The organism is Paraburkholderia sp. MM5482-R2 (genome assembly GCF_050436125.1).
In the GTDB taxonomy this organism is placed as follows: Bacteria; Pseudomonadota; Gammaproteobacteria; order Burkholderiales; family Burkholderiaceae; genus Paraburkholderia; species Paraburkholderia tuberum.
In genome coordinates this window covers 231,477-252,324 of sequence record NZ_JBNDLP010000004.1, presented here as the reverse complement: position 1 = coordinate 252,324, position 20,848 = coordinate 231,477, and the positions used below count along the sequence as shown (strand labels likewise).

Below are 20,848 nucleotides of genomic sequence, written 5' to 3'. Positions count from 1 at the left end.
TCACGAGAAACATGTTATGAGAGTGGTCCACGTAATCGAATCGACTGCTACAGGAACGCTTGCAGTTGTGAGCACGCTTGCGACGCGCCTTGCCAAGGAAGGTCACGAGGTGTATGTGATCTATTCAGAGCGCGAGGAAACACCGAAGAATTTGCGCGCGATGTTTCACTCTGATGTCGTCCTGCAGCATCTGCAGATGAAAGGGCCATCATTGGCACGGATCATGCCTGTCTTGCGCCAACAACTCATCGAATTGAACCCGGATATCGTCCATCTGCACTCGTCATTCGCAGGTTTCCTGGGACGAATGTCGACCTTGTTTGCGTTGCCGTCAACGGCGCTTCTTTATAGCCCGCACTGCATCTCTTTCGTACGGCGAGACATAGGCAGGTTGAAGCGATACTGTTTCGCCGCGTTGGAGTTGCTTGCGTGTGTGAAGAACTGCACATACGTTGGCTGCTCCGAGAGTGAATGCGCCGCTATTCGCCGCTATCTTCGGCGAGATGCAGTACTGGTCGAGAACGCGATCGATCGGGCTGTCAGTGTCCAGGGCAACAATCGTTTGGAAAGCGCCGGAAAAGTCGGATCGACCAAAAGGCGAAAAATTGTGACTGTCGGCGGCATTCGTGTCCAAAAGAATCCGCGATTGTTCGCGGAGATTGCACGCTCGTTTGATCGGGACGGCGTCGAGTTCGTATGGATCGGCGACGGCGACGCAGATCTCAGGAGGACGCTCGAGGACGCCGGCGTGCGTGTGACCGGTTGGCTTACGCGTGCTGACGTAATCGCGGCTGTGGCGCAAGCGGATATCTATTTGTCGACAGCTTCCTGGGAGGGAATGCCGATTTCTCTGATTGAAGCAATGACGCTCGGCACACCCGTTGTGGCGTCAGATTGTCCGGGCAATATAGACACCATTCGTCACAATTCGACCGGCGTTCTTTATCGGACGGCTGCGGAAGCGACTTCGCTGATCCGGAAGATGATAGCCGAGGATAAATTTCGTGAAGGTTTATTGCGGCGCGCGCAGGAAGAAGCGCGCAACAGATTCAGTGAAGATCGTTTCTTCAACAACATCGCGCTGCTTTATTCGGCCCAGTTGAGAAGCATTCGCCAGGGCCGTTCGGTGCTGAGCGAGTGACTACTGCGCGATTTGCAGCAGGCCGTCGTCTGGGACCGATTGCATACAGTGCTCTTGCCGAAGTGAAGAGTAGCGGACAAAAGCCTCTTCACGCGTGTGACCATCAACTCTTCATCGATTCGCGCAGTCGGGACGGGCAAAGAACTGGCCCGAACGTGCCGATGGGGCGCGGCAAGAATCGAAGCACCACTCCGTAACCAACGTTCACGGAACGCGATCGCGACGAGACTGACTTTTGAGAAATGGTTTGCGCGTGTCATCGCGCAAACCATTTTAATTTTTAGAGCCGCGCGAGATATCGCTCCACGCCCGAGGCGGCGATTATATCTGTCCACCGCAAATGCAGCAGCGTGGAGGGGTCATTTTTCGGCACCATATCGCCGTGGAAATTGCAGATGCTAGAGAATACGTCTGGGCCCGTTACTTTACATTGAATTCCAAACTTGGCGGCGGCGTTCAGATTCGAAGGCGAGTCATTGCAGATGATTCTTTTGCCGAGCGCAGCATATTCCAGAAGCTTGGTCGGCGTCTGCACGTCGTACGGACGCTTGTACGGGATGGTTGAAATAGCAATCTCGCAGTTGCGAACCACCGCGAGGGCATCGCGTTGCGCAAGACGTCCCGTGAACAGGATGCCGGGCGATCGAAGATATGCGTCGGAGATTTCCTTTTCAACAGGCCCAATCAGAACGAGGGTATCCGAGTCGCGCTTGGCGGCCAGGAAGTCCCTGATGAAGCCGACAAAGCCGCGTTCCCGTGTTATCTCGCCCAGATAACAATACGTTCCCGACGGAAGCGCCTGGTTGCGGTCAGCATCCGTCGTGAAAATCCAATCTGGTACGCCCATCGGCAGGAAAACGGTATCTACGCCGTCGCGGAAGCCCATGACTGCACTCATTGAGTCGTTCTGAAATATTCGAAGATCGGGCCGTGGTTGAAACGTTTTCTTGATGCTGTCCTTTAGCGCACTGTTACGCCCGACAGACAGCGAGCGGTAATCGTGGATAACGTATTTTGCAGCAGGGATCCTGGGGTAAAAGCCCATGATGCACCAGAGAATGTTCTCTTCCGGATTCTTGACTTTTTTGTAATCATCCAGTGTCCCTGACGTTACCTTACAGTCGTTTCTCACGAAATACTTCGTGTAGGCGTCTATCTCAGGATAATTCGCCTTGCCGGGGTGAAGAATGAATATCTGCATGTCATTACCACCGTTCAAATGTCGTCTCTTCGGCTGACTCAGTGCTACCAAGGGCAGTTCGAGTCGCATTCGTTGAAATGTCGCACCTCAATGGATTGGTCAAGCGTTGGTTAGCTTGATATCCGTCGGCAGAAATGTCGCGACGTTGGACTGCTCTATCACCCGGTCCCAAATGAGGTCTGCGAAGTCCGTCCGACGATTCGCTGTCGCACCGCGCGCGGCGTCTTCATCGATTCCGTCAAAGATGTTCGCCGTGGTGATCACACTATGGATGCCCATCTCTTCACAGCATCTGATATTCGACGGCGAGTCGTTGCACACGATTTTCTTGCCGAGCGCAGCATACTCGAGCAGCTTGGTCGGCGTTTGATAGCAGTGCGGCCGGTGATAGGGGAAATAGCACACCGCAACATCGGACTCGACCACGTGTTTCAGCGCCTCACGCTGCGGCAAGGGCCCAGTGAAAATGATATTTTTTGCGTTCGAAAATCTTTCGTAGATGCGCGGGTCCGGTTTTCCCACCAGGAGGAGGGAGACGTCGCGCTTCTGAAAGTTGTTTATAAATGCTTCCAGCACGCGATCGAAGCCCCGCTCGACGCTCATTTCGCCGATATAACAGAAATCAGCTTTCTTTTCGGTCTGACCGCCATCCTGTACCTCGAAGATCCAGTTCGGCACGCCCATGGGCAGGATCACACTGGGTACGCCGTGACCGAAACCCATGATCTCCTGTTGCCGTTTGTTCTGAAAGATCCGCAGATTCGGCTGGCAATTGAAATACCGCTTCGCGACGTCTTTCATCGCCGGCCAGCCGCCAACGGAGAGAGAACGGTAGTCATGGATGACAAAGTCGGATTCAAACCGGTTCGGATAAAAACCCATGATTTCCCACAACACGAAATTTCGTTTGTTATCGAGGGCGCGGTAATCGCTGATTGTTCCGACCACCACGTCCACGCCGCGCGCTTTAAAATAGTTTTGATAGGCAGTAATTTCCGGATAATTGGCGGTACCCGGAGACGTGATGAAGATTTTACGCATGCCGCCTTCCTTTTTAACCGTGGAGATAAGGAACAATAAGGCCGTTACGAATAATGCACTGGCGGTCCGGTTGCGCCTTTGATTGACAGGTGCTCGAACGTTGACCGCTTGTTCTGCTCGAAGCCGAGATCGCGCGCGATAGTATTTGTATTAGCGAATACCTTATCGTGACGATTCGCCGCCCTGGGTTGGATGCAGCGCGGTGCACGACGGTGTCGTACGCCGCTGCGCGAGCTGTCGCGTCGGCGCTGTGCTTTCTACGCCTGGTTCAATGCACGTGGCCTGCTAAAGATGCGCTGAGCGAGGCGCCTGACGCGTCCCAGTCGCAGATAGCGCGCCACCAACGTCAGGCCCGTGAGCTGCGCGGCGAACCACGACACGGAAGAGTCATCGTCAATGTCGAACGCCTTGAGTCGGAACGGGTCGCTTCCTTCGTCATTCCAGCCCACGTCGGTCGTGCGTGCGGTCTTGTAGCCGGCGGCCTTCAGCAGCTCGACTTCGCGCGGACCATAAATGCCATAGGGATACGCGAAATGCTCGCAAGGCTTACCTACGATCCGTTCTACCTCCGACTTTGATAGCGCAAGCTCTTCAAAGCATTCGTCATCGTTACAGAAGGTTAGTGTCGGGTGATAGCGTGTGTGAGACTGAAAGTCGACATAGGGGCGCATCTCTTCAATATGGGCGGCGCTGAGGCCACTAATCGTCGCCGCTGGGTCTGGCAAGTCCTGACGAAAGCCTCGCGCGTCGAGTTCAGCCAGGCGCTCGTGGTTTTTCATGCGAATCAGCCGCTTCACACCTGCATCCCTCGCGACAGGATGCAGGAACCAGTGAGTACGATCGTGCGCCACGACACTGCTGCAGATGTAAATGGTCGGGTACACGCCGTACTTGATGAATACGGGCAGCAGATTTGCATTGCCGATATGGCCGTCGTCAAACGTGACGGCCACGCGCGGGCGACCACTACCTCGCGAATTTGCCTGCGACAACGGCACGAACTCGACCTTGTCTTTCAGGTACTCAAAATGAGCCTCGAGCGTGGCGGGCGACGGATCGTGATAGAGCAGAATCGCTGTGCGATCGCGCCAGAGAAAGGCTCGAATCGCCGCGGGGGTTCCACTGAAAAGCAGCGCGCGTGTGAATATCTCACGCATCAATTGTTTCATATGCATCCCAAGCTAACGGCGTTGAATGGGATTGTGCCGTTACGGCCACAAAAGCGATGTGCGTTAGCGTACGGAGGTGATGACCGTCTTCAGATAGTCTGGGATACTTGTTAGTGTGAAATATACGCTAATTTTCCACCGAGAAATCTACTGCGGGAAAACAGTGGTTCAGCGGAGAATTAGGCAGTCTTATCTTTGTACGGTAAGACGATTATTCTGAAGTTGGTGGCGCGCAAAGCAGAGGAATTGTTGACAGATTGCGTTGCACACCGAACTGACGCGCGCAGCGCCAGCACCGAAAATGTTGCCGTCCCGTGACAAAAAGCGAGATCTGGCAACGCCGCATCGCCTGCACATTAAATCGAGCTTCCACCCTTTTCGTACACCCGCCCTGGGGTTTCGATGAATCAGAACTCTCTGCTTACGAATGCTGCCGTGCTCCGGAATAACGATGTAAGTCTTTCGCGTTATTTCGACGTTCTAATGGCCAACCGCTGGCTGGTCGGTGGAATCGCCGGCGGCGTGCTCGCCGTGGGCGTGGCCTACGCGTTTATCGCGCCGTCGGTGTACCAGGCCGATATTCTCGTGCAGGTTGAAGACAGCATTCCGACCAACAATTCAAAAGGCCCGCTGGGCGACGTCTCCAGCATGTTCGACGTCAAAACGGAGGCGACGGCTGAAATGGAAATCCTGCAGTCGAGAATGGTGGTCGGAAAAGCGGTTGACGATCTGCACCTCGACGTCAGCGCAAAGCCGAAGCGCTTTCCATTGATCGGAGACTGGTTGGGCCGGCAAGCCCGGAGTCTTTCCGAGCCAGGGATCTTTGGATTTGGCGGATATGCATGGGGCGATGAAGCGATCAAGGTGTTCAGCTTCGACGTCCCGGAAGCATTCGAAGGCGAGAAGTTCGTTCTGACCGTTCTGGACGGCGGACGCTACCGGCTGGAGCAGTCGGATCTCAGCGAGCCGATCGAGGGTCGCGTGGGCGAAAAGCTCGACACGAAACTGCCCGATGGCGCGATCACGCTGCAGGTCGATTCGCTGAACGCAAAGCCGGGCACGCAATTCATTCTGGAGAGACAGTCGCGCGAGAAGACGGTGGAAAGCCTGCAAAACCGGCTGACGGTCTCGCAGAAGGGTAAAGACAGCGGCATCATCGGCGCGTCGCTGATGGGCTCTGAGCGGCTGCTGACGGCCAGCACGCTCGCCGAAATCGGCAATGCGTATGTTGACCAGAATCTGAAGCGCAAGGCGGCGGAAGCCGAGAAGTCGCTTGCGTTCCTGAGCGAGCAGCTGCCGCAACTCAAGAGCGACCTGGAGCGCGCCGAGGGACGCTATAACGACATGCGCAACCGCATGGGCGTGTTCAATCTGAGTGAGCAGGGCAAGGCCTATCTGGATCAAAGCGTAGCCACGCAGCGCAGCCTGCTCGAACTGAAGCAGAAGCGCGCGGAGATGGGCGCGATCTACGCGCCGGGTCACCCCGCGATCCAGGCGATCGATCAGCAGATCGGCATGCTGAGCAGCAGGATCGGAAGCTTGTCGCAGCAGGAACAGGCGTTGCCGGACCTGGAGCAGAATGCGGTGCGCCTGACCCGGGACATGAACGTGAACAACGAGCTTTACGTCGGCATGCTGAACAACATGCAACAGCTCAGACTGGTTCGCGCCGGCAAGGTTGGAACGGTGCGGTTGATCGATAACCCGGTGGTGCCGAAAGAGCCGATCAAGCCGAACAGGCTTCTGGTGATTATCTATGCTGCGTTGGGCGGCCTGATTCTGGGCGTGGGTGCGGCGTTCGGGCGTACGGCACTGTATCGGGGCGTGACCGACGCGCAGGAGATCGAGGAGCAAACGGGCCTGAACGTCTATGCGAGCGTGCCGCTGTCGCAGGCGAAAGTCGCGCGAATCGGCAAGACGCCGAAGCTGCCCGCTGGCGAGAAGTTCCTGCTGGCGAGCGAGTTTCCGCGCGACCCGTCGATTGAAAGCCTGCGCCGACTCAGAACCGCGCTTCATTTTGCCATGCTGGAATCGGAATCGGGCGACAATCGCGTGCTGCTGACGGGGCCGACGGAACAGGTGGGCAAGTCGTTCCTTTCGGCGAATCTGGCGGCGGTCGTATCGGCGGCCGGCAAGCGGGTGTTGCTGATCGACGCGGACCTGCGCAAAGGTCATCTCGAGCAATACTTTGGTCTCGACTCGACACCCGGCCTGGCTGACTATCTGACGTCGGAGGTGACGTCCGACCCGGTGATCACGCGTGACGTGCGTCCGGGCCTCGACTTCGTTGCGCGCGGAGCGATACCGGAGAACCCGGCCGAGCTTCTGGTGAGCGAACGCATGCAGCAATTCCTCGCGAAGACGAGCGAATACGACATCGTGCTGATCGACACGCCGCCGGTGCTCGCCGTCTCCGACGCGACCGCGCTTGCGGATAGCTGCGGCACCGTGCTGCTGGTGACCCGCTTCGAGACCACTTCCATTGCGCAGGTGGTGGAGGCCACCAAGCAGCTCAAGCAGGCGAATGCCCGGGTGAAGGGCGTGATCTTCAACGGAATCGATACCGATGTCTATCGCTATAGTCTGGGCGCGCGCGCAGGCCTCTATCGCAGTGCTTCCTATCTCGACGCATTGCCCGCCAGCGGAAAGACGCAGAAAGGCTAGCCTTCAGACGACAACCATCGTCGTGTAGAGCGATGAAAAATTCACCCGGACTTCGACGTAGATAAATTGTGAATATCAAACATTCGATCGTCAGTATCGCTGGAGTCGTACTGAGTCAGGCGCTCAATTTCGTTTCGATTCTATTGATCGGGAAGTTCTGCGGGCCGACGGCTCTCGGGTATTTCAGCCAGCTCATGGCCGGTGGTCTTTTTATCGGGTCGGTGATCGGCTTGCGTCTGGAGGTTGCGTGCATGGCGGCGGACAAGGCCCAGGCCGTGCGCGCAATGACGAGTTCCAGTGCGGTCGCCATAGGGATCGGCGTGGCGCTCGTGGTGGCCACGGCAGCGGCCGGGCATACGGAATACATACCTGTTATCGGTCTGGCACTTGGCGTGTTCCTGCAACAGGCGTTGTGCGGAGCACTCACCACCGAAAGAAAGTACGCGCAAATCGCGACGATCCGGTTCTTCCCTAATGCCGCGTTCGCCGTCTACTTCGTCTGCATGATGATGTTTTCGAAAGGGGAGTGCACAGGCACCACCGTATTCAACATCTATAGCTGGATTTTTCTGGCCTCGACCGTTGTGCCCGCCGCGATCTGCCTTTACTCGGCGCGCCGGATGATCCCGTTGGCCTTCGTCAGGTTCTCCGCGCTTCAGATCCAGTATGCAAAATTTGGTGTGCCGACCACTACGCTGAATTCATTCGTGATCTATGCGTCCGCCATTTTGATGCCGATGATCTTCGATCATCGTGAAGCCGGCATCTTTGCGCTGGCGTATCGTGTGGGGTACTTCCCTGCGTCCCTCTTGTCGCAAAGTTTGGGCGCTGTCTTCCGCCGCGATCTGATCGATTATTTCGACGGCCACAGAAAAGACAGAGTGAATCCCTCGAAACAGTTTTTTACTATGCTGACGTTTATCAGCATTTCTCTTGTGGCAGCGTGCTATGCAGGCCTTAGCCTCATTATCCACATGAAGATGGGCGACGAATGGGAACCGTCGATGTCCGTGTACCTGATCTTTGTTCCCTATTTCATCACGATGGCGATCTATGGCTCGATGGCTCAGGTATTCATTGTCGCGAACCGGCTGAAGATCGACTTGATGATTCAAGCAGTCAATGCCGTATCGATCTTCCTGATCTTTGCGACGGCTCAATTCCTCGGCGTCGGGTTCATCCACTCGCTTCTTCTGCTTAGCGTCTGTGGAACGATCGTGGCAAGTGCGGGTACTTACCAGGCGCTCAAGATCGGCAAGGAGCCGGACGCTTATTTGAATCGCCAACCTAGTTTTGAAGCGCCGTGATCTCTGCGCTCAAAAATCAGCGACGCTGCAAGTTTAGCTCCTCCACCGCGAGGCGAGTCGCTCACTTGTTCAGGGAAAGAGAATGCGCATTGTAAAACTCCCCGGCATCATCGGCAGGAATGCGAGTCCAGGCGTGTCGGCCGTGGTCTGGTTCATTCTGTTCATCGCACTTTATGCGATCTCCGCGTTTCACGAGAGCACGTTGCCGGCGCGTTTTCTGTTGGATGAACTGGTGATCTTCGACCGGATGAAGACCGTCACGGCTTTCAGGGCGTTTGGCGACTCATTTGACAATCTCGCGTGGCTGTTCAACTTTTTCGGTCTCCAGAGTTTCTCCATTTCTTTGATAGGATTTCTCGCATCGACTATCGGCATGTTTGTCGCCGTCTGGCGTTCCGGTGTCACTTCGCTAAAACCGGCCGAGTTCTTTCTGGTTGCGTTCTGGCTCGCCAATCAGACCGTCTACATCGGTGTTCCATCGAAAGAAATCATCATTTCGGTTCTGGTTCTTCTGATGCTGTTTTACAACTCGTCGCGTGCGATATTGGTTTTGTTTGTCGTCCTGGCAGCGCTGGTAGCCGTGTACTTCAGATCGTACTGGGGCATTACACTGGCCGCAACCGTGTTTCTTTATTTCGCGCCAAACGGCTTCAGAAGGCCGGTTTCATTGATCTTTTTCGCGCTGGCCATGTTTGTGATGGTCGCCTTCGTGTTCCAGAAGGCCTATGGCGAATCACTGGATTTCGCAAGGCAGAACGCCAATGAGTGGCGGGACCCGGAGGAAGTGGGGTCGATGATCGTACAGTTCATTCCAGGCAGTGGTATGTTCATTGGCGTGGCGAACGTCGCCATCACACTGGCGACCTTCGTTTTGCCGGTGCGGTTGATTACGTCGGGTTCTCCGCTGCAAATGCTGGGCGGCATTGGCGTGTTTTTCACTTTTGCGATTGTGTTTATGCGTTATCGCTCCGCGGCGGCGCTATTTCCGGTGGGCCGATTCGAGACGCTTTGTTTTTGTTTTCTGGTCAGTTTCCTATCAACGCAAGCTATTTTCGAGCCGGACTATGGGTCATTTCTGCGGCATCTTTCGCCGGTGTCGCCGATGATCATGTTTCTCGTCCTGCGGCTCTCGTACGATGAACACATAACGGTATCGGCGCAGAGTGCGTCGCGAGTGAACGACGGCGCCCACCACCAGTCCACATTGTCGAAGCATCGCAGCGCCTCCTGAATCGCAATGACGGTCCGCTGATTCAGTAGGCCGTCGATGAAGCACATGATCGTAAACATCGGGGCGAACTATCTGACGCGCATCGGTGGGTATGACGTGACGCTGCGCGCGGCGATCGACAACATCACGAATCGCCGCTACTGGATGTTCCAGTACTCGGACTACATCACGCCGGGCGATCCGCGCATGGTCAGCGTGAACGCGAAGATCGATTTTTGACCTGAGTTGCGCGGTGTCGCGGGCCGTGGCGGGCTCACTGTGCGCCGCCGGCGCGCATGGCCCGGTATTCCCGCTGCACGATGTCCATCAGCTCCGCCACCGAAGTCAGCGCGCTCTGTTGCTCGTAGGTCACGCGCCCTCGCTGCATCAACATGATGCGATCCGCGATATCGAGCGTCTGCGCATAGTTGTGCATGATCATGATGATCGAGAGGCCGCCTTTTTCCTTCAAGCGCATCAGTAGGTCGATGATGAGTCCCGCCTCGCGCGCGCCCATCGCGGCGAGCGGTTCGTCGAGCAACAGGATTTTCGCGTTCGAATGCACGGCGCGCGCCACGGCGATCGCCTGGCGCTGGCCGCCCGAAAGACGCTCCACGGGCAAATCCACCGAAGGCACGTGCACGCCGATATCGTCGAGGCATTGCGCCGCGCGCTCGCGCATCCGTTTGTGGTCGAGCAGCCTGAACGGCCCGCGCCGCACGATTTCGCGGTTCAGGAACATGTTGTGGTAAATACTCAGCGAATTCGCGAGCGCGAGATCCTGATACACGCATTCGATGCCGAGCGAACGCGCATGATCGACCGAGCGCAACAGCGTCTCCTCGCCGTCGATGTGGAGCGTGCCGCTCGTTTGCTGATGAAAGCCCGTGAGGATCTTCACGAGCGTGGACTTGCCCGCGCCGTTGTCGCCGAGTATGCCGAGGATCTCGCCCTTGCCGAGCGTGAGCGAGACGCCATCGAGCGCCGTCACCGCGCCGAAGCGTTTGACGAGGCTGTCGCCGCGCAGCGCGAGCGGGGCGTTCGGCGCGCTGCGCGCAGCGGCCGTGGCATTGGCGCCCGCGGAGGAGGTTTGCGATTGGTCCATCATCGTCCACCCTTGCGGCGAATGCGCCCGACGTGGATGTTGAAGATCATCGCCGCCAGAATCGCGGCGCCAAGAATGATGTTGAACGTAAACGCGTTGATACCGATCAGTGTAAAGCCGTCGTTCAGAATGCCGAGCACCGCTGCGCCGATGAGCCCGCCCACGATGGTGCCCGAGCCGCCCGTGAGCGGCGTGCCGCCGATCACGGCGGCGGCCACGGCAAGGAACATGATCTGGTTGCCGCCGGCCTGCGGGTCGATCGAGGTAATGCGAAAGGCTTCGAGCATGCCGGTGAAGCCCGCCAGCACCGCGGCGAGGACGAAGTTGCCGAGGCGCAGTCGCTTCACATGTATGCCGGCCTCGCTCGCGCCGAGCGGATTCGCACCCGCGGCCTGCGTATGCAGGCCCCAGCGTGTATGCCGCAACAGCACGTGCATCGCGGCCGCGATCACCAGGGTCCAGATGATCTCGCTGTAGCCCCACGCGCCCATGAACGCGGCGAAGGTGGGCGATCCCGGCGTGGCGGCGGGCGTGCCGCGCGAGATCGTGAGCGTGATACCGTTGATCAGAAAGAGCGTGCCGAGCGTCGTAACGAACGAGGGCAGCCGCAGCCAAACCGACACCGCCCCGTTCACGAAGCCGACGATTCCCGCGGCCACGAGCCCCGCGATCACGGCGAGCCACATCGGCGCGCCCGCGTCATTCGCGAACACCATCATGAATGGCGCGAACGCGAACACCATGCCCGCCGACAGATCGATGTCGCCGCCGATCATCAACATGATTTCGCCGAACGCGATGATCGCCACCGGCGCGATGAACTGCGACAGGTTGACGAGGCTCGCGTTGGTGAGCAGGAAATCGTGGTTTGCGAATTCGAAGTAGGCGGCCAGCAGCACGGCCACGAGCAGGATGCGCAGCTCGGCCGCCCATTGAGACGCGAAGGAAACGCCCGCGCGCCGGGACGCGCGGACCGCTTTGCTGGTTTCGTTCACTGTATTCATCAGGACTTGATTGCGCCGGATCTCGGAACGATTTGCTCCTTGTCGGTCTTGCCTTCAAAGCGCGTCGAGGTATTCAGGTACGGCTCGACGTTATCCTTCGTCACGAATTTCAGGCCGGTGTTGATTTCGGCCGGGCCGACGAGGCCGCCGGAGCTGAGGAACACGAACGCCTCCATCACCGTATAGAAACCCTGGACGTAGGGCTGCTGATCGATGGTGAAGTCGAGGAAACCTTCGTGGATCAGCTGGATCGTGCTCGGCAGCAGGTCGAAGCCGCCGCCGTGCACGCCTTTGGACGGCAGGTTCGACTCTTTCATCACCTGCGCGACGCCCTGCGTGCTGCCCGCATCCACCGCGAACATGCCTTTCAGGTCCTGGTGGCCCAGGTAGAACGCCTTGATCTTCGACAGCTCCTCGTTGACGGTCGCGCCCGTGGCCACGGTTTGGATGTCGATCTTCTTGCCGGACTTCTTGATGGCGTCGCTCGCACCGTCCAGACGCGGCTGGATGTTGAGCTGCCCCGGCGTGGCGATGAACAGCCCGACCATGCCGCTGTCGATCAGACTGACGATGCGCTCGCCCATCTGGTAGCCCGACAGATACAGGTCCTGGCCGATATACGCGAGGCGCGGATTCTTCTTGCCGCGCGGCGCGTCGGCGTTGTACGCGAACACCGGAATTCCGGCGTCGAGCGCGGCCAGGATGGGCTTGTCGAAAGCGCTCGGATCGACGATCGGCACCGCGATGGCGTCGGCCTTCGCGGCAATCGCCGAGTTCACGGCGCGGACCATTTCGCCCGCGTCCGAAGTGGCCGAGCCGGTCCACTGATAATCCATGTCGAGCAGCGAGCAGGCATCCTGAATGCCGTACTGCGTGGGCACGAAGAACGGGTTGGTGGTGACGTGATTGACGAACACGATCCTCCACTTCTTGTGCGACGGAAAAGCCGTCTGCGCTGCCTGCGCGGTGCCGATCAGACCGCCTGCGCCGCCTAGCGCGCCCATCAGCGAAAGCGCTGCGCCGAGTCCCGCGCCCTGCATCAGCCCCCGCCGCGCCGTGCTGAAACCGTTGCCGCTGTTTTTCTGATCGTCATCCCGTTGCTGTGCCATCTGATCCTCCGGTTCTTGTCTTCATTGGTCGATGTGGTCGACGTTGCGTCGATTGCGTGCAGATGCTGGACGGCACCGGGAGTTCGCGGGGCAGCGCGAGAGTTTGGCGTGGGACGTGCAACCCCGATTCGGAAGCGCTCGATACGAGCCGTGCGGTACCGCAAAAATGTTAGTGCAGTGCGGTAGCGACTCCTAATCCATGTATACCCGTAACCGTTCCGAAGATTGGGACGCCGGGTCAGGATGCGTGTTTACCACGAGCGGCTGATCGCGCGGATGGGTGCGCGGCGCTCAAAGCTCGCCGCCCGCCAACACCGTCGCCACGTGCTCGCGCAACGTCGGCAGCACCGCGCCCTCGAACCAGGCATTGCGCTTGAACCACGCGATATTGCGCGGCGACGGATGCGGCAGCGGCATCACATGCGGTCCAAACTCGGCCCACCTGACGAGCGTTTCGGTCGAGGTCGGGCCAAACGCGTCGCCGAGGCCAAAGCGCTGCGCGTATTGTCCGATCAGCAGCGTCAATTTCACCGAACGCATTTGCGCGAGCAATTCGCGGTGCCAACGGCCGGCGCACTCAGGCCGAGGCGGCAGGTCGCCGCTCGCGCCGCGGCCCGGAAAACAGAAGCCGATGGGCACGATGGCGAATCTGGAAGCATCGTAGAAGGTCGTGTCGTCGACGCCGAGCCATGTCCGCAGACGCGCGCCGCTCGCGTCGCTCCATGGCACCCCCGACGCATGCACGCGCGCGCCTGGCGCTTGCCCGATGATCAGAATGCGCGCCCGCGTGGACGCGGCGAGCACGGGGCGGGGCGCGTGCGGCAGCATGGGTGCGCACAGCGTGCAGGCGCGGATGTCGCGAAGCAGCGTGTCGAGTTTCGACGGACGTTTGGTGCTAACAGCCATAAAGCGGTGCGAGGTGACTGGTGCGCAGTCGTGTCGTGAGTCGGCTCAGTTCTGCGCCTGAGCCGGATAGATCAGCGTGCCGTCGGCCTGGGCCTCGGCGCCCGGTGTCATCGTGGCGGCGTTCGTGTGATGTGCGTCCATGATGTGCAGCACGGTTTCATCGTGCATCAGCAGATAGTCCGTAATGATACGCCGGTGGCAGCGCCACCAGACCGCCTCCGAGCACATGATCGCGCAGCGCTGCCGATGACCGAGCGTCAGAAGTTGCGCCAGTCCCTCGCGGAACGCGTCGCTCATTGCATAGTCGGCATAGTTGCGAAAGGCCGGATGCGTCCAGTACGCATTTGGCGACGGCGCGTCATCCTTGCGCCTGCTGCGGCGTCCGCCGAGCGCGGCGAGATGCATGTAGTCGATATGTTCCGGTGCGAGCGAGGCGGGCAGCGTGTCGCGATTGAACTGCGGGTTGGTCCGCGAGCGCGGGATGCTGCGCACGTCGACGAGCAAGGCGATCTGCTCGCCTTTCAGTAAGTCGACGAATTCCTGCAACGGACGCGTCGAGTGGCCGATCGTGAAAAAAGGGCGTTTCGTTTCCATGCGTGCTTCGCCGGCGCCGATAGCGGCAACGATCCCGACAGATTTACAACGTGTGGCGCAGTAACGTCAACTGTGTCCCGATTCAGGTGTTGCACGTGTCATGCCTGACGAGCGCGCGTATGCACGCGCTCGCGAATCGCAAGACCCCGGGGAGACAAGCCGGGTAGCCATCATTCCGGTATCGAGTGCAACCTTGCTCCCGCGAGTCGGAGTTGCAACAATGCACCCGCGACGGCGCCCGCGCCGCACGCAGTCGCCCGCGCATTTTCTTTCGACCCGCTTGCACCATGACCGACGGCCTGCCCAATCCCCAACGTGCGTTTGCGTACATCGCGATCGCCATCGCGATGACGATGTCGGTGCTCGACACCTCGATCGTCAACGTCGCGCTGCCCACCATCAGCAACGACCTCGCGGTATCGCCCGCAAGCGCGATCTGGGTCGTCAACGCGTATCAGCTGGCGATCACAGTGTCCTTGCTGCCGCTCGCGGTGCTCGGGGACAGCCTCGGCTACAAACGGGTCTACTGCTACGGACTCGCGCTTTTCACGCTGGCGTCGTTCGCCTGCGCGAATGCGCACACGCTGCTGGTGCTTGCGGTCGCTCGCGTGTTTCAGGGCTTCGGCGCGGCCGGCATCATGAGCGTGAATATCGCGCTGGTGCGCTTCGTTTTCCCGAAGGCACGGCTTGGCGTCGGCGTCGGCTATTCGTCGCTGGTGGTGGCCGTTTCGTCGGCGGCGGGGCCGAGTATCGCGTCGGCGATTTTGTCGGTCGCGCACTGGCAGTGGCTGTTCCTCGTCAACGTGCCGCTCGGCGTGCTGGCGCTGTCGATCGGCGCGCGCACGTTGCCCGCGACGCCGACCTCGGGGGCTCGCCTGAGCGGCCTGAGCGTCCTGCTCAACGCGCTCACATTCGGCCTGCTGATCTCCGGTCTCGCGGCATTCAACCAGGCGGGCGCGACGCAGCGCGGCGCCGCGATGGTCGCGATCGCACTGGTGGCCGGCGTGCTGTTCGTGCGACGCGAAAGCCGGCTCGCGACCCCGATGCTGCCCATCGACCTGCTGCGCATGCCGGTGTTTTCACTGTCGATGGCGACGTCGATCTGCTCGTTCGCGGCGCAGACGATGGCGTACATCATGCTGCCGTTCTACTTCGAGCAGACGCTGAAGCTGTCGGAAACACAGACAGGCATTCTGATGACGCCGTGGCCGCTCGTGACCGCGTTGATCGCACCGGTCGCGGGCCGGCTGTCCGATCGGTGGGCGCCGGGACGCATCAGCAGCGTCGGGCTCGTCGTGTTCGGGTGCGGACTCGCGATGCTCTGCCAGCTCGGCGAGACGGCGACGCGTTTCGACATCGTGTGGCGGCTCGCGGTCTGCGGCCTCGGCTTCGGTATCTTTCAGTCGCCGAACAACCGCGTGATCATCGGCAGTGCGCCGCGGCATCGCAGCGGCGGCGCGTCCGGCCTGCAATCGATGGGTCGTCTGCTCGGCCAGTCGAGCGGCGCGGTGGCGGTGTCCATCGTGTTCGGACTCGTGCATGGCCGGCACCTCACGTTGATTGCCGGCATTGCCGCGGCGCTCGCGTTGATCGCGGCCGGCGTGAGTTCGGTGCGGCGTATGACGGAGCACAGCGACGCCCCGCCGGAACAGCAGGCTACGCCAACGCGGTCGGTCTCCGAGCGTTGACGCGGGTGCGGCGTCGTTCCGCCGCCCATACGCCTACGCGAGATTCGAAGGCGCCGCCTTCAGCACGTCGACGTGCTTCGGAATCAGGCCGAGATCGAGGAACGTATCGGCGATCTGTTGCTGCTCGCCGAGAATCGCGCGGGTAATCGGCTGCGTGCCGAACTGCTGACGCTGCACCGCCACGTCCACGACCTGCTTCGGCAGACCCCATAGCCGCGCGAGTTCGCTGGCGAGCTGATCCTTGTTCTGCTTGCCCCACTGATCGACCTTGTCGAGTTCTTCGATCAGGATCCGGACCACGTCGGGATTGTTCGCCGCATAACTCTGCGACGAGAAGTAGAACGCCCGATTGCCGACTACGCCGCTTGCATCGGCAATCACGCGAGCGCCGAGCGATTGCTCCGCCGCGGCGAAGAAAGGATCCCAGATGACCCACGCGTCGATCGACGCCCGCTCGAACGCGGCGCGTGCATCGGCGGGCGCGAGGAACACGAGCTTTACGTCGCCGTATTGCAGGCCATGCTGACGCAGTAGTTTGACGAGAAAGTAGTGGACGTTGCTGCCTTTGTTGAGCGCGATCCGTTTGCCCTTCAGGTCCGCGACCGAGCGGATCGTCGATTGCGGCGGCACCAGCACCGCTTCCGACCGCGGCCGCTTGACGGTCGCCGCCACATAGGCCAACGGTGCGCCGGCGGCTTGTGCGAAGATCGGCGGTGCTTCGCCGACGTCGCCGAAATCGATCGAGCCGACGTTCAGTGCTTCCAGTTGCACGGGGCCCGCCGCGAACTCGGTCCATGTAACCGATACGTTCAGCGGCGCGAGCCGTTTTTCGAGGGTGCCGCGGCCCTTCAGCAGATTCAGGTAACCCTTCTGATTGCCGACGCGCAGCGTGCGCGCGTTGCCTTGCGCGAACGAAAGCGGTGCTGCCGCGGCCGCTGCGGCGCCGAGCGAAAGTTTCAGGAAGGTGCGGCGGTCGTGGAGCGTTCTGTTAATGGACATGACGGACGATACGATCAGGAGGGCAATGAAGAAGGCAGGATGCGCGGCGGCCGAAGCGCCGCGGCGTGAGTCGCGCGTTGTTCGTGCGTCAGGTTAGTGCTGGGGCGCGCCATCCCATGCCGGCAGCGTGGCGCCGTGATAAACGGTCAGGATCGCCGCGGCGACGTTGGTCTGCTGGTAGCTGTCGACGATCGTCTTCACCCACGCAGCGTTCGCGTCTTTCGCGTTGACCGCGATGAAGTTGCGGTACGGGTTGCCCGGCACTTTCTCCTGCGCGATGCGTTCCTGCGGAATCTTGATGCCCGCTTTGATCGCCCAGTCGGTATTGACGACGGCAGCGTCGAGGTCGCCAATCGCGCGGCCGACGATGCCGGCGTCGAGTTCCTTGATCTGGACGTGCTTCGGATTCTCCGCGATGTCGCGCGCGGTCGGCAGCAGGCCGACGTCGGGGCGCAGCTTGATCAGTCCATTCGCCTGCAGCAGAAGCAGCGCGCGGCCTTCATTGCTCGGATCGTTCGGCACGCCGATCGCCGCGTCCTGCGGCAGCGCCGCGACCGATTTCACCTTGCGCGAGTAGAGACCGATCGGCTGCAGGTAGGTATAGCCGACCGGCACGATCCGATAGTGGCGCGCCGCGATCTGCGCGTCGAGATACGGCTTGTGCTGGAACGAATTCGCATCGAGGTCGTGTTCCGCGAGCGCTTCGTTCGGCTGCGTATAGTCGGAGAAGGTCGTGATCTTGACGGTGACGCCCTGCCTGGCGGCATTGGCCGCGACCGCACGCCACACGTCTTCGTCCTCGCCGGACATGATGCCGACTCGCACCGTTTGTCCCGCCGCGAGCGCCGGTTGCGCGCTGACGATGCCGCATGTAACGAGAACCGAGAGGAGTGCGGCCTTGAGCGCTTTTGTCGTAGCCATGTTTTGAAAAGAGATCGAAGTGTAGGTCCGGAGATCGTAGAGAGGCGCTCGTTAGTGCACAAATAATATCGAGCGCTATCGTTATCGCGCTTGAGCGTAAGCGGCGGAACGACGTGCATGGCGCTGCTGGGAATAAGCCAAGCGCGATCGCCGCGCTGGCATGAAGCGAGCCGCAGCGGGGTTGGCGGATGCCGGATCGTGCGAATGTCCGCTGGCGCGGTTTTCGTTTCAGGTTGCGTGCCGGAACAGATGTGCGGGCTCGCGTGCGTCGTCCGTCATTTGTTCTGGAAAGGCACCCGGTTCTAACCAGGTGGCGGCGGGGAGGGGGCTATGGGAGCCGAAATGGAGGCGCTGTCTGGCAGACCGCGACGGCAGGCGGTCTTCAGGAGCAAGCGCATCAAGCCCGCGGCGGCAACAGTGCCGAAAGCAGCCGGCGCAACTGCGCCAATTCGCTTGGCGTCAGTCTTTCAGTGAGAATGCGCTCGACCTGCTCGACGCGCGGACGCAAGGCCGAGAGTTGCTTCTTACCGGCAGTGGTGAGAAACAGCACATAACTGCGCTTGTCGACAGGATCGTCGGCGCGCTCGATCTGGCCATTGCGCACCATGCGTGCAACGAGATCGGCAATCGTCGAACGATCCACGTCGAGTTTGTCTCCGAGTTGCCGCTGACTGACGCCAGGCGTCTCGTGCAAGACCTCGAGCGCCGCGTACTGCACGCTCGTGATCTCCGCGGAAACCTCGCTCAGCCAGACCGCTGCATGGCGCTGTTGGGCACGGCGCACCAGGCTGCCAGTAAATTTGGGGAGCGCGCCGGCGTCTTCGGGTTTGATCGGCAATTTCGGAGGTTTGGGTTTCGTTGTGGTTTAACGCACGCGAAAGATGGGCCGAAAGAAGGCGTTCAACTCCGCATACGCATTCAATGGGAGAACATGGGCCACGTATTGATCGGGACGTACCACGACGAGTGCACCTTGTTCGCGATCGATGCCGCGCTCGTCGAAGATATCAGTCGTCGCGTCGCTCGTAAATGCCTTTTCGTAGTCGATGAGGCCGTGGCGACCCTTGCGCGGCAGCAGGAGGGCGGGGACGTCTTCGAGGCGGACTTCGCGATGCGGCTGTTGCAGCACCGCGCGCAGATCGAGAACGCTGTCCACGTCGGCGTCCTTCGGCGTGAAGAGCCTCAAAACGGAATCGGGCGACTTGTCGAGATGCTCGCACAGCGCATCCAGCGCACGATGCGACGCGTCCGCGAAAGCGTACAGGCGCCAGCGGCCGTCCGCTTGCGCGGCATGCCCTAGATGGAACGGTTTTGCATCAGCGAGGCGAACGACAGGCGACGAGTGAAAGCGCGTACCGATCGCAAAGCCTTTGGCGAGCGCTTGATGCGTCGCTTCACCGGTCAGGGTGGCCGGCCGGTAACGCGTTGCGACGCCAGCCGTGTAGCGGCCAGCGCGAACGAAGTACGCCTGAAGCTCCGCGGGATCGACGCCGCCTGCCTCGGGCCGGTTGGGATCCTTCGGCGGCGCGGCCATCATCGCCGACCATTCCTTGTCGAAATCGATCAGCTGCTGCGCAATAGGTTGGCGCTCGTCCGAATACGTGCGCAACAGAGCGGCGTCGCTGCGGCCCTCCAGCACCGCGCCGAGCTTCCAGCCGAGATTGAAGCCGTCCTGCATCGACACGTTCATGCCCTGACCCGCTTTGGCGCTATGCGTGTGGCAGGCGTCGCCCGCGATGAACACGCGAGGCTCGCGCGAAGTGCCGTCGGCGGCGATGGCATCGTCGAAGCGGTCGGTGAGGCGCTGCCCGACCTCATAGACCGAGAACCACGCCACTTCTTTTACGTCGAGCGTATAGGGATGGAGGATGCGCTGCGCCGTCTCGATGATGCGATCGACCGTGATCTGCTTGACGCTGTCGCGGTTCTCCGGGGTGACATCGCCGAGGTCGACGTAGAAGCGGACCAGATATCCGCCTTCACGCGGAATGATCAGCAGGTTGCCCCTGCTCGCGGACTGAATCGCCGCTTTCAGCCGGATGTCCGGAAAGTCGCTGACCGCCAGCGCATCCATCACGCCCCACGCATGGTTGGCCGCGTCACCGCGCAGCGTTTGTCCGATGGCGGTGCGTACGCGGCTGCGAGCGCCGTCGCAACCGACGACATAGCGCGCACGCACGGACACGGTCTCGTCGAGCCGCGCAGGATCGGTATGGCGCAGCGTGACCAGCACCGGGTATTCGTGCGTATCGTCGCGCTGAACGTCGACCACTTCGAGGCCGTAGTCCGGTTCGATCCGTCGCGCGGAGCGGCGCATCACGTCGAGCAGATATTCCTGGATGCGGGCCTGATTGACGATGACGTGCGGAAATTCCGAAAGGCCTGTTTCGGTATCCTGAACTCGGCCGGTACGACTGATCGCGCCGCGGTCATTTGCATCGGGTCGCCAGAATACTGTTTCATTGACCCAATAGGCTTCTTGCAGCAGGCGGTCACTGAGGCCGAACGCATTGAACATCTCGACGGTACGGCACGCCACGCCATCGGCCTGACCCATCTGCAACGGTCCGTCGCGACGCTCGACGACGCGCGTGCCGATCGACGGGAATTGCGACAGCTGCGCCGCCAGTACGAGTCCGGCAGGGCCGCTGCCGACGATCAGCACGTCGACCGTCTCGGGCATCTGCGCCGCATGCGCATTGCCGATGACTGGCTCGATCGTCGGATCGCCGACCCGGAAACCGTTGAGGTGAAATTGCATGACGTCCTCCTCCGTTCAGTAGATATTT

17 protein-coding genes and 1 pseudogene are annotated in these 20,848 nt (G+C 60.3%); 6 read left to right on the top strand and 12 right to left on the bottom strand.

Features of this window, described 5'->3' with window-relative positions; all coding sequences use genetic code 11:
• The first annotated feature begins 16 nt into the window (after positions 1-16).
• Positions 17-1,141, top strand: coding sequence for a glycosyltransferase (locus tag OKW37_RS37230; RefSeq protein WP_429402300.1), 1,125 nt, complete (start codon positions 17-19; stop codon positions 1,139-1,141).
• Positions 1,142-1,421: 280 nt separating this feature from the next.
• Here the strand turns inward: OKW37_RS37230 and OKW37_RS37225 are convergent, their stop codons facing one another.
• From OKW37_RS37225 to OKW37_RS37215, 3 genes are all read right to left on the bottom strand, one after another.
• Complete coding sequence (locus OKW37_RS37225) at positions 1,422-2,342, bottom strand: glycosyltransferase (protein WP_429402301.1); 921 nt, start codon at positions 2,340-2,342, stop codon at positions 1,422-1,424.
• 99 nt (positions 2,343-2,441) lie between these two features.
• The gene (locus OKW37_RS37220; RefSeq protein ID WP_429354722.1) at positions 2,442-3,383 is read right to left on the bottom strand and encodes a glycosyltransferase; all 942 of its coding nucleotides are present in this window, start codon (positions 3,381-3,383) and stop codon (positions 2,442-2,444) included.
• Positions 3,384-3,640: 257 nt separating this feature from the next.
• Positions 3,641-4,552: a polysaccharide deacetylase family protein gene (locus tag OKW37_RS37215; RefSeq protein ID WP_429402302.1), complete on the bottom strand. Its 912-nt coding sequence runs from the start codon at positions 4,550-4,552 to the stop codon at positions 3,641-3,643.
• 402 nt (positions 4,553-4,954) lie between these two features.
• Here OKW37_RS37215 and OKW37_RS37210 point away from each other — a divergent pair, with 402 nt between their 5' ends.
• The 4 genes and pseudogenes from OKW37_RS37210 to OKW37_RS37195 form a co-directional block, all read left to right on the top strand.
• Positions 4,955-7,216, top strand: coding sequence for a polysaccharide biosynthesis tyrosine autokinase (locus OKW37_RS37210; RefSeq protein WP_429402303.1), 2,262 nt, complete (start codon positions 4,955-4,957; stop codon positions 7,214-7,216).
• A 68-nt stretch (positions 7,217-7,284) separates the two neighbouring features.
• Complete coding sequence (locus OKW37_RS37205; protein WP_429402304.1) at positions 7,285-8,523, top strand: lipopolysaccharide biosynthesis protein; 1,239 nt, start codon at positions 7,285-7,287, stop codon at positions 8,521-8,523.
• 82 nt (positions 8,524-8,605) lie between these two features.
• Complete coding sequence (locus OKW37_RS37200; RefSeq protein WP_429402305.1) at positions 8,606-9,754, top strand: hypothetical protein; 1,149 nt, start codon at positions 8,606-8,608, stop codon at positions 9,752-9,754.
• A 45-nt stretch (positions 9,755-9,799) separates the two neighbouring features.
• A pseudogene (locus tag OKW37_RS37195) lies at positions 9,800-9,973 on the top strand (hypothetical protein); the annotation flags it as partial.
• Positions 9,974-10,007: 34 nt separating this feature from the next.
• Here the strand turns inward: OKW37_RS37195 and OKW37_RS37190 are convergent.
• The 5 genes from OKW37_RS37190 to OKW37_RS37170 all read right to left on the bottom strand — a co-directional run bounded on the left by OKW37_RS37190 (position 10,008) and on the right by OKW37_RS37170 (position 14,451).
• A complete protein-coding gene (locus OKW37_RS37190) occupies positions 10,008-10,838 on the bottom strand; it encodes an ATP-binding cassette domain-containing protein (RefSeq protein ID WP_018422193.1) in 831 nt (276 codons plus the stop codon).
• On the bottom strand, positions 10,838-11,842 hold the full coding sequence (locus OKW37_RS37185) for an ABC transporter permease (protein WP_090811666.1): 1,005 nt from the start codon (positions 11,840-11,842) through the stop codon (positions 10,838-10,840). The genes OKW37_RS37190 and OKW37_RS37185 overlap by 1 nt, the downstream gene beginning before the upstream one ends.
• Complete coding sequence (locus OKW37_RS37180) at positions 11,842-12,951, bottom strand: sugar ABC transporter substrate-binding protein (protein WP_184059012.1); 1,110 nt, start codon at positions 12,949-12,951, stop codon at positions 11,842-11,844. Before OKW37_RS37180 ends, OKW37_RS37185 begins: the two co-directional genes overlap by 1 nt.
• Before the next feature lie 291 nt (positions 12,952-13,242).
• Positions 13,243-13,857: a uracil-DNA glycosylase family protein gene (locus OKW37_RS37175; protein WP_184059010.1), complete on the bottom strand. Its 615-nt coding sequence runs from the start codon at positions 13,855-13,857 to the stop codon at positions 13,243-13,245.
• A gap of 45 nt (positions 13,858-13,902) precedes the next feature.
• A complete protein-coding gene (locus OKW37_RS37170; protein WP_429402306.1) occupies positions 13,903-14,451 on the bottom strand; it encodes a DUF488 family protein in 549 nt (182 codons plus the stop codon).
• Between the two features lie 287 nt (positions 14,452-14,738).
• On the opposite strand from OKW37_RS37170, the gene OKW37_RS37165 reads away from it, so the two are divergent.
• Entirely contained in the window at positions 14,739-16,139 is a 1,401-nt protein-coding gene (locus tag OKW37_RS37165) for an MFS transporter (protein WP_429354715.1), read from the top strand.
• 33 nt (positions 16,140-16,172) lie between these two features.
• On the opposite strand, the gene OKW37_RS37160 is transcribed toward OKW37_RS37165, so the two are convergent.
• From OKW37_RS37160 to OKW37_RS37145, 4 genes are all read right to left on the bottom strand, one after another.
• Entirely contained in the window at positions 16,173-17,138 is a 966-nt protein-coding gene (locus OKW37_RS37160; RefSeq protein WP_429402307.1) for a sulfonate ABC transporter substrate-binding protein, read from the bottom strand.
• A 93-nt stretch (positions 17,139-17,231) separates the two neighbouring features.
• Positions 17,232-18,059, bottom strand: a complete 828-nt coding sequence (locus OKW37_RS37155) for a MetQ/NlpA family ABC transporter substrate-binding protein (protein WP_429402308.1) — start codon at positions 18,057-18,059, stop codon at positions 17,232-17,234.
• Positions 18,060-18,456: 397 nt separating this feature from the next.
• Entirely contained in the window at positions 18,457-18,897 is a 441-nt protein-coding gene (locus tag OKW37_RS37150) for a MarR family winged helix-turn-helix transcriptional regulator (protein WP_429402309.1), read from the bottom strand.
• Between the two features lie 27 nt (positions 18,898-18,924).
• The gene (locus tag OKW37_RS37145; RefSeq protein ID WP_429402310.1) at positions 18,925-20,820 is read right to left on the bottom strand and encodes an FAD-binding monooxygenase; all 1,896 of its coding nucleotides are present in this window, start codon (positions 20,818-20,820) and stop codon (positions 18,925-18,927) included.
• Positions 20,821-20,848: the final 28 nt, after the last annotated feature.